We start from the raw sequence: 9,826 nt of genomic DNA, 5'->3' as shown, positions 1-9,826 counted from the left end.
AAAATCAATAATGTTACTTCCGGTATGATCTATAACACTGTTATCCAAAAGGAAAGAAGAGGAGATTACCTGGGAGGTACAGTGCAGGTTATTCCTCACATAACCAATGAAATTAAAGACCGGATGCGCAGAGTGTCGGCTGACGGCAGTTGGGATGTAATTATAGTGGAGATCGGCGGTACGGTGGGCGACATTGAGTCCTTGCCCTTTCTGGAAGCCATTCGTCAGTACAGAAAAGAGCTGGGACGTTTTAATTCCCTGCATATTCATGTAACACTGGTCCCATATCTCAAATCATCAGAGGAATTTAAGACCAAACCTACTCAGCACAGTGTAAAGGAATTAAGAAGCATAGGTATCCATCCCGACATAATAGTATTGAGGACAGAAAAAAGCCTGAACGATAATATCAAAGAAAAAGTATCTTTGTTCTGCGATGTGGAAAAAGAAGCGGTTATAGAGTTAAAGAACGTTAAGTCAATTTATGAAGTGCCGCTGAATGTAGCCAAAGAAAACCTGGATAACATAGTCATAAATTATCTGAATCTGGAAACCAAAGAGCGCGATCTGACCATGTGGGAAGCGCTGGTTAACAAAATGTACCATGCTAAAGAATCGATAACCATAGCTATTGTCGGCAAATACGTGGGTCTTGGTGATTCTTATATTTCCGTGGTTGAATCTATCCATCACGCCAGCACCAGTCATGATTATAAAGCCGAGATCAAATGGATAGACAGTGAAGCCCTGGAAAAGAAGACTAAAGAGGAACTGAAAGAACTGTTCAGCGATGTATCGGGAATAGTGGTACCCGGTGGTTTCGGTGTGCGTGGAGTAGAGGGTAAAATCAGGGCTATTCAATATGCCAGAGAACATAAAATTCCCTATTTGGGATTATGTTTGGGCATGCAGACAGCTGTTATAGAATTTGCGAGAAATATTCTCGGTTTGCACAAAGCTAACAGCAGTGAGTTTGATGAAAACACCAAATATCCTGTGATTGACCTGATGCCTGACCAGAAATACGTTTCTGAAAAGGGCGGCACAATGAGGTTAGGCCTTTATCCCTGCAAAATCAAGAAGGATACATTATTGCGTAAACTTTATGACAAAGAAGTAGTTTATGAAAGACATCGTCATCGTTACGAATTTAATAATACTTTCAGGGATGAATTTGAGTCCAAAGGTTTTGTGCTTTCCGGCACATCGCCCGACGACAGGTTGGTGGAAGTTATCGAGATACCTGACCATCCCTATTTTATCGCGACCCAGTACCATCCGGAGTTCAAAAGCAGACCTGCAGCTCCGCATCCGTTATTTGAAGGCTTTATCAAAGCCGCTATAATGCTTGGTAAAAATGGGTAAAATAAAAGTCCTTGACCAGGACACGGTTAATAAAATTGCCGCCGGAGAAGTGGTCGGAAGACCATATTCGGTTGTTAAGGAGCTGGTTGAGAACGCTCTGGACGCTGAGGCGAGAAGTATCCGTGTAGAACTACAAAACGGTGGCAAAACCTATATCAGAGTAATTGATGACGGCACAGGCATGGATGAAGCAGACGCTGATCTGGCTTTTATTCGCCATGCCACATCTAAAATCGATAATGTGGAAGACTTGCCGTTCCTTACCTCCATGGGTTTTCGCGGTGAAGCAATCCCCAGTATCGCTTCAGTTTCAAAGTTTACTTTACAAACAAAGCGCGCGGAAGACAAGGAAGGTACCGAGATCATTATCGAAGGCGGACAAAGAATCGCCAAAAACAAATTACCTCTGGCGGACGGCACATTTATTATTGTTAAAGATTTGTTTTATAATGTGCCGGCCAGATTAAAGTACCTTAAAGCTGACCGTACCGAGTTCCAGCATATTTTAAAGTTCATTTCATCGCTGGCCCTTATTTATCCGCAAATTTCTTTTCAGCTGTTCAATGAGCAGAAAAAAGTATTTGGTACGAGCGGTGATAACCGTCAGGATGAAGTGGTTTCAGAAGTATTTGCTTATGATGTTTTTAAAACCATGAAAAAAATTTCTTATCTGGTCAATGATATTAAAATTACCGGATATATTTCCATACCGTCCTGCACCAGGATCGACAGGGACAAACAGTTTGTTTTTGTGAATAAAAGAGTTGTAAACAGCGATCTGGTGATGAAAGCTTTGCGTAGCGCCACTTCTTATATCTTTCCTCCTCAACGTTACCCGTATTGTTATTTGCATATAGAGGTAGATCCTTCTGAAGTAGACATTAATGTTCATCCGGCCAAGCTGGAAGTTAAATTCGCTCAGGAAAACGCCGTATACAGAGCAGTATTCAATGCCATCAAGGAAGTTTTTGAAAAGGGTCTGACCGACAATTCCTATACTTCGCTGCCGCTGGACGGTCAACACGATGATAACAAAATTGTCGTTTCACCACATACTTATCTGAAAAAGGATATGTATCAGAAACCCATGACCAGAATTGATATGGAAAAACTTTTCGGTACTGAACAGCAACAAAATGAAATGCAAAATTCGGACCAAACTTACAATATTCTGAAAAAATTTATTGAAGGCGATAACGCCGATGACGCTGCGCCTAACAGGGATCAGCTGGAAGTTTTGCAATTTCTCAAGACCTATCTGGTTTTCTGGTATGATGAACAATTATATATGATTGATCAGCATATAGCGCATGAACGTTTTCTTTATGAAAAGCTGAAAGACAAGACAATGAAAGTCATGAGCCAGGAGCTGCTTTTACCGGAAACCGTGTTTCTGGACCCTATGGAACAATCCCGTTTTGAGGAAAATAAGTTATTGTTGCATGAGTGCGGTTTTAAAATTGAGGAGTTTGGAAAAGGCACATACATTATCAGGGCCGTGCCGCATTTTCTGGCACACAAGTCTTTAAAAAACATTTTGCAGGACATACTTGCGGAAAATAATGATAAAGATGAAAATAAAAGGTATAATCTCATGCTTATGCAGATAGCCTGCAAAAGCGCGATAAAAGCAGGTGACTATTTAACACCTGCTGAAAGAGTACAGTTGATCAAAGACTGGCTGAAGACCGACAACAACCTGAGCTGTCCGCATGGCAGACCGATTGTTAAGACCTGGCAGAAGAATGAAATCGAACAATGGTTCATGAGGAGATAAAATGACAAAAAATTTGGTAATAGTAGAGTCCCCGGCAAAAGCCAAAACAATATCCAAATATCTGGATAATTCCTATACGGTAAGAGCTTCTATGGGGCATGTGGTAGATTTGCCCAAAAACGATCTGGGTGTAGACATTGAACATGATTTTAAACCGACATATATCGTATCCAAAGACAAACAGAAGACAGTAACCGAACTAAAAAAAATAGCCAAAGAATCCGACAAAGTATGGCTGGCCACCGACGAAGACCGCGAAGGTGAAGCCATTGCCTGGCATATATTGCATGAATTAAAATTAAAGAACGACGATTACGAACGTATTGTTTTTCATGAAATTACCAAAGACGCCATACTGAAATCCATAAAAAATCCCAGAAAAATTGACGATCAGCTGGTAGATGCTCAGCAGGCTCGCCGTATTATCGACAGGTTAGTCGGTTATAAACTCTCACCTCTGCTCTGGAAAAAAGTTCAGAAAGGGCTGAGCGCCGGCAGAGTGCAATCTGTTGCTGTTCGTTTTGTGGTGGAACGAGAAGAAGAGATCAGAAATTTCAAACCTGAAGAATACTGGAAGGTTAAAGGAACAGCTCAATATAATAAGAATAAGGTATTTCCTATATTGCTTGATAAATACAAAAATAAAAAAGTAAAGTTAACCGATATCGATACTGTTAAGGCAATTCTTACTGATGGTTTCGGCAATATTGAGACGTTGGAAACCAAAACCAAGGATGATTTTATTCAGATAAACAGTAAAATCCCGGCTGATACCATGCTTCTTATCAAAGCGGTTGATAAAAAGCTTAGCAAAAAGTCTCCGGCCGCGCCTTTTACTACTTCTACCTTGCAGCAGGAAGCTCATCGCAAGTTCGGTTTCGCTGTAGCGCACACCATGTCTTTAGCCCAGCAGCTGTATGAAGGTGTGGACTTGGAGCAGGGCCGTATCGGTCTGATAACCTATATGCGAACCGATTCTCTCAATCTGGCTGATGAATCATTAGCACAGATAAAAGATTATATTTTGAAGAACTTTGGTAAGGATTATGAAATTTCCGCTCCCAGAAAGTATAAGACCAAGTCCAAAGGTGCTCAGGAAGCTCACGAAGCCATTCGTCCCGTTAACATTTTTGTTACACCCGAAGACGTAAAGGATGTGCTCACACCCGCGCAGCTGAAGTTATACTCACTGATCTGGAAAAGAACAGTTGCCACCCAGATGCCTGAAGCGCAGATAGAAAATACAGAAGTCAGGTTACTGCTGGAACAGAACCAGAACCTGGAATTTTTAGCATCTGGGAAAGTTATAAAATTTGACGGTTTCATGAAACTTTATATTGAAGATACTGACGAAGAGCCCGAAGAAGACGATGAGGCCCTGCTGCCTTCTTTAAAAGAGGGTGAAAAGGCTGTTTTGCTGGATTTAAACTCGATACAGAATTATACCAAACCGCCTGCACGTTATACGGAAGCTTCCCTGGTTAAAAAGCTGGAGAGCGAAGGTATCGGACGGCCGTCAACCTATGCCCCCACTATTTCCACGGTTATTAACAGGGGATATATTGAAAAAGAAAAAAAATATTTAAAACCGACTGAACTGGCTTTTATTGTTAATAAATTTTTAATGGAATATTTCAGTGATATTGTGGATTACAAATTTACCGCCAATATTGAAGAGGAATTTGATGACGTGGCTGTTGGCCAGAAAAACTGGATTGATATTGTCAGCAAGTTCTATGATCCTTTCTCCAAGAAGCTGGACTTTACCTACAAAAACGCTAAAAAATACGCTGAAGAAACGGATGAGAAATGTCCTTCCTGCGGCGGTCAGCTAACTATTAAAATGAGTAAGTTCGGCAAATTTTATTCCTGTTCCAACTTTCCTGAATGCAGGTACACCCGCAGCCTTGATCAGTCGAAAAATGAAACTCAGGAAGTAGAAAAAACAGGCGAGGATTGCCCGGACTGTGGTAAACCGCTGATTTATAAACAGGGCAGGTTCGGCAAGTTCATAGCCTGTTCCAATTATCCTGAATGCAAATATACCAAAAGACAGTCAAGTGTTATAAAAGCAGCCGGTTGTCCCAAATGTGGCGGAGATATAATAGAAAAAAGGACCAAACGCGGTAAACCTTTTTTCGGATGCAATAAATATCCTAATTGTGATTATGCGGTTTGGAAAAAAGAGGACATTAAATGATAACCAGAATCAAAGAACTATTTAACAAGTACATCAGACAAAACCTCGGGTTGAAAGTGCTTTCAGTATTTCTGGCCATTATTTTGTGGCTCATAGCCAGGACCAAGTTTTAAAGTATGAGGGTTATTTTCAGCCCGGACGATTTTCAGTCTATTTATATAAAAAGTTTACATTCCTGTAGCATTGGTTTTATCCCGACCATGGGCTATCTGCACGAGGGGCATCTCTCCCTGATCAGACAATCAAGGAAAGAAAATGATATAACAATTGCAAGTATTTATGTGAACCCTTTGCAATTCGGGCCCAGGGAAGATTTACAGAAATATCCTAGAGACCTTGATAGGGATAAAAAGTTACTGCAGGCGGAAAAAGTGGATTTTCTTTTTTATCCCGGTGATAAAGACATGTATCCTGAAAAACTTTCTACCATAGTACATGTTGAGGAAAGGCTTGCCGGCAAACTCTGCGGGCAATTCCGCCCTGGACATTTTGACGGTGTTGCCACAGTTGTTTTAAAGCTTTTTAATATAATAAAACCGAATAAAGCATATTTGGGGCTTAAAGATTATCAGCAATATATAATCATAAAAAAGATGGTAAATGATTTTAATCTGGATGTTCGGATAATAGGTATGCCCACAGTTCGCGAGAAAAACGGCTTGGCTATGAGTTCCAGAAATAGCTATTTGAGCACCACGGAAAAACAGCTGGCCGGCAGTGTTTACTCCGGCCTTTTATATATACAGGAGCAGCTTCAAAACGATATGGAAATAAATATAAAAAAGCTGACTGCTGACTATATTAATTTTTTATCGAGAAAATCAGAATTTTTTAAACTTCAGTATTTGGAAATTTATGATTTGGGGCTTAAGCCGATTAAAAAATATAAAAAAAATAAAACTGTTATTGCGGCCGCTGTTTTTTTTAAAAATCTGCGTTTGATAGATAATATTATAATTTAGAGAAAATTTCGTTTAATCTTGACTACCGGAGTAGGAATTATATACAGTATATAAAGATATATAAATTGTTGTAACATTTTCGTTTGTCATGAGTTGTCGCAATTATATCGTGTTGGTTAAAACAGATTCTGGGGGTTAAGCAAAATGGACAAATTTTTTCAGAAATTGAATATAAAACAGAAATTCACCTATCCGACTATGGCGTTATTTTTGGTAATAACCCTTATCGTTTATATTACATTAAATAGCTATCTGGGAGTAATAATGTCCAAAAAGTTGGGACAACATGCCGATGCGATTATTAACCAGCTCTATGATCAGATAAATACAGCCGCTAAAGCTAATTTAAGAACAGCAAGCGCTTTTGCTGAAATTCCCGGTTTGGCTGATATCTATGCTATAAGTGATCCCGGTGAAGGTCGTATAAAATTGCGCGAAGCGTTTACCCCCATACACGACAGGATCGCCCAGAATCTTGGAACAAAGCAGATAAAAGTGCATTTCACACGTAAACCCGCAACCAGTTTTTTGCGTACCTGGACTCAATCGGGAGATAAAGATGAGGGTGGAGATGACCTTAGCAAAACCAGAAAAACAGTAGTAAAAATAGAAGGTTCAAGACAGTCGGTAACAGGTCTTGAGATTGGTAAAGCCGGTATTTCCATAAGAGGAATTGTGCCCATTATTTCTAATGGAGAATATTTGGGATCTGTTGAAGAAAATACCGAACTTATTAATATTATCGAACCCATGTTTAAAGATTCCGATGTAAAATTCGGTTTGTTCGGTTTGGACCAGTTCATGAATATCCTGGATGCTACAAAAGTGAAAATGGTCACAAAACCTGAGCTTAACGGATACAAATTGGTACAGTTCACAGACGAGAATTTGTTAAACCTGGTAAATCTGGCCAAACTTGATAAAGGTCAGGCCCAGCGGTTCAGTTATAAAGTTAGAAATTATTATATAACTTTATTTCCTCTAAATAATTTTGACGGATCGGTAATGGCCGTAGGCGCGGTAGCGCTGGATATGAAAAAGGATTTTATCTATCAAAAAGTAAAACAAATGGAAAAGGTCCTTATTGTTATAATTTTGTTAAGCATAGTCGCTCTTTACATCTTTCTCTCTGTGATCAACAAATTAATGACTAAAGAAATTGAAAAGTTCAACGACGTTATGTCCAGAGCAAATACCGGTGATCTTAAAGCAAGAATTGAGGTGCCTCAGGTTAATTGTTGGGATATTCGTAATTGTAACAAACCGGATTGTCCTGAATATCATGATGACAAGCATATCTGTTTTTATAATGTGGGCAGTTATGCTCCAAAATTTGGCAATGTTATTTTATGCCCGGCGATTCTAAATGGGAAATTTAAAGATTGCGCGGAGTGTCAGGTTTATAAAGTCATGGCCGGCACCGAACTCAATCAACTGGCTTGTATCACTAATAAGATACTGGATAAATTACGCGAAATGATAGCCGGGATTATAAATTTTACTGTTGAAGTTAAAGAAAGCGCAGGGAAAGTAGCTATAAATGCGAATCAAACCAATCAGTCTCTTACTGAAGTCGCTGACGCTATTTCCAATGTATCCTTTGGAGCTTCCCAGCAGAACGAAAAAATAAACCAGGTTAATGACCTTCTAAGTGAAATGCGCGAAAAGGTCAACGCCAACGAGTCATCAGTCCAGAATAACTCGGAAGCAATTAAAAATAGCGTAACTCTGATGGATGAAATAACAAATGCTATAGAGAATATCGCTAAAGAAGCATCTATCCTGAACAGTTCTTCTGCGCAAATGGTGGAAACATCGGAAACTGGCCGAGGCACTGTAGAAAATGTTTTAAAATCGATTGATTCTGTTTATAAAACCGTTAAGGAGATTGCCGGGGATATTAGTAATCTGGGTGAGCAATCGGCAAAAATTGACAAGATAATCACTGTTATAGATGAAATAGCGGACCAAACCAATTTGCTTGCCCTTAATGCGGCCATAGAAGCAGCCAGGGCAGGGGAACACGGCAAAGGCTTCGCGGTTGTTGCTGACGAAGTAAGAAAACTTGCTGAAAGGTCCATAGACGCAACCAAGGAAATTTCTGTTTTGGTTAAAGCAATTCAGGAAAATACCAACAAAACCGTCAGTTCGATGCAGCATGGTACGGATGAAGTAGAAAAAGTTGTAGCCATGTCCAATAATGCCAAGGAAGCATTAGAGCAGATAAATGACGCGGTTACCAAGAGTACGGATCAGATACAAAATATTTCCGCTTCAACACAGGAAGTTAATGCCAGCACAGTGGAAGTATCCGAAACTACCAGGAAAATTCACACCTTTATGGAAACCAATAAAAAAGACTCCAGAATTATTAAAAACAGTTCTGAAGAAATTTATGAGACAATCAAGTCAGTGGCTGAGGTTTCCACAAACAATCTGTCTGTGGCAGAAGAAGTAACCGCTACTTCCGAGCATATGACTGCTGTAAGTACCGAAATCGCGACAGCAGCTGACGCACTCCTGAATAAGGTTGATCAGTTGCAGAAACAGGTGAATTTTTTTAAAGTTTAGTTTAATCTGTAATTAATTGCAGCTATCAAAAACCCGCTTAAATGCGGGTTTTTTGTTGTTTATTTCACCTGCGATAAATGTTATGATTATGTTCATGGCTGAATTTAATCTTAAACAACTCCTGGCTTTCATCGAAGAGTCGCCTGAAAAGAGTATTCCAAAATCAATACTTATTAAAGAAATTAATAATATTCGTGAAACATTCAAACATCATGTGGAACTGGCTGTAAAGTGGATAAAATACTCTTTTTTGGCCGGAGTTTTTTATAATCTGGGAGTAGTAGCATATATTATTTATAATTTTTTTGAAAATCAGGAATCTATGCTGCCCAAACTTTATATTATGGACATTTTTGTCTCAATAATATTCCTGGCCGGATTACAAAAAAAGAGCCGTCTTTGCGCCTTTATTCTATTGATGTATTTTATTTTATCGAACCTGATCCATATAAACTATCAGGGCCTGAATATTGCGAACATTTTGCTCTCCATGATCTTGATTTTGTTTTATATCCTGGGTATCATAGGGACCTTTATTTATCACAAGTATAAAGATTATATTTAGGAAAAATTGTCTCTTAGACGCTGAAATTTTCGTTCTAATTTTTTTGCCAGAAGATTTGAACTCCAATGCAGCCAGAATTGCGTAGGATAGGTTTTAGCTCCAAGTCGTTTGTAATCCATTAGTTTAGGATACAATCGGCCGTCAGCAAGCTGCTGCACCAGAATATTCTCGGGCTGAATATCGGATATTTGACAGTTTTCGTCGGTAACAAGTTCGGACAAAGATGCGCTTCTGCCTTTATATGTACCTGTTTGATAAATATGCGCGAACCTTACGTTACGGCGTGACAGCCTCCGCTAAAGCTCCTCGAATACTCGTCGCTAAGCGTAGAGAAAAGGAATTTTATAAGTTTCGTATCCTCTAAAGCATATTATAAAGAATTTTAA

General features: G+C 39.3%; 7 protein-coding genes. 6 read left to right on the top strand and 1 reads right to left on the bottom strand.

Annotated elements, in window-relative coordinates:
- The 6 genes from pyrG to PHV30_10905 form a co-directional block, all read left to right on the top strand.
- A partial coding sequence (pyrG, locus tag PHV30_10930) for a CTP synthase (glutamine hydrolyzing) (GenBank protein ID MDD5457528.1) occupies nt 1–1,365 on the top strand: 1,365 nt, incomplete at its 5' end.
- Nucleotides 1,358–3,142, top strand: a complete 1,785-nt coding sequence (mutL, locus tag PHV30_10925) for a DNA mismatch repair endonuclease MutL (protein ID MDD5457527.1) — start codon at nt 1,358–1,360, stop codon at nt 3,140–3,142. The genes pyrG and mutL, both read left to right, overlap by 8 nt.
- Before the next feature lies 1 nt (nt 3,143).
- On the top strand, nt 3,144–5,342 hold the full coding sequence (gene topA / locus PHV30_10920) for a type I DNA topoisomerase (protein MDD5457526.1): 2,199 nt from the start codon (nt 3,144–3,146) through the stop codon (nt 5,340–5,342).
- Between the two features lie 116 nt (nt 5,343–5,458).
- A complete protein-coding gene (panC, locus tag PHV30_10915) occupies nt 5,459–6,304 on the top strand; it encodes a pantoate--beta-alanine ligase (GenBank protein MDD5457525.1) in 846 nt (281 codons plus the stop codon).
- 144 nt (nt 6,305–6,448) lie between these two features.
- Nucleotides 6,449–8,875 (top strand): methyl-accepting chemotaxis protein, encoded by a 2,427-nt coding sequence (locus PHV30_10910; GenBank protein ID MDD5457524.1) that lies wholly within the window; start codon nt 6,449–6,451, stop codon nt 8,873–8,875.
- A gap of 94 nt (nt 8,876–8,969) precedes the next feature.
- The gene (locus PHV30_10905) at nt 8,970–9,440 is read left to right on the top strand and encodes a hypothetical protein (GenBank protein MDD5457523.1); all 471 of its coding nucleotides are present in this window, start codon (nt 8,970–8,972) and stop codon (nt 9,438–9,440) included.
- On the opposite strand, the gene PHV30_10900 is transcribed toward PHV30_10905, so the two are convergent.
- Nucleotides 9,437–9,661 carry a YrbL family protein gene (locus PHV30_10900; GenBank protein MDD5457522.1) on the bottom strand — a complete coding sequence of 75 codons (225 nt, stop codon included), beginning with the start codon at nt 9,659–9,661 and terminating at the stop codon, nt 9,437–9,439. The genes PHV30_10905 and PHV30_10900 overlap by 4 nt on opposite strands.
- Nucleotides 9,662–9,826: the final 165 nt, after the last annotated feature.

Source organism: Candidatus Margulisiibacteriota bacterium (genome assembly GCA_028715625.1).
GTDB lineage: Bacteria > Margulisbacteria > Riflemargulisbacteria > GWF2-35-9 > GWF2-35-9 > JAQURL01.
This window is presented reverse-complemented; position numbering and strand designations above follow the sequence as displayed.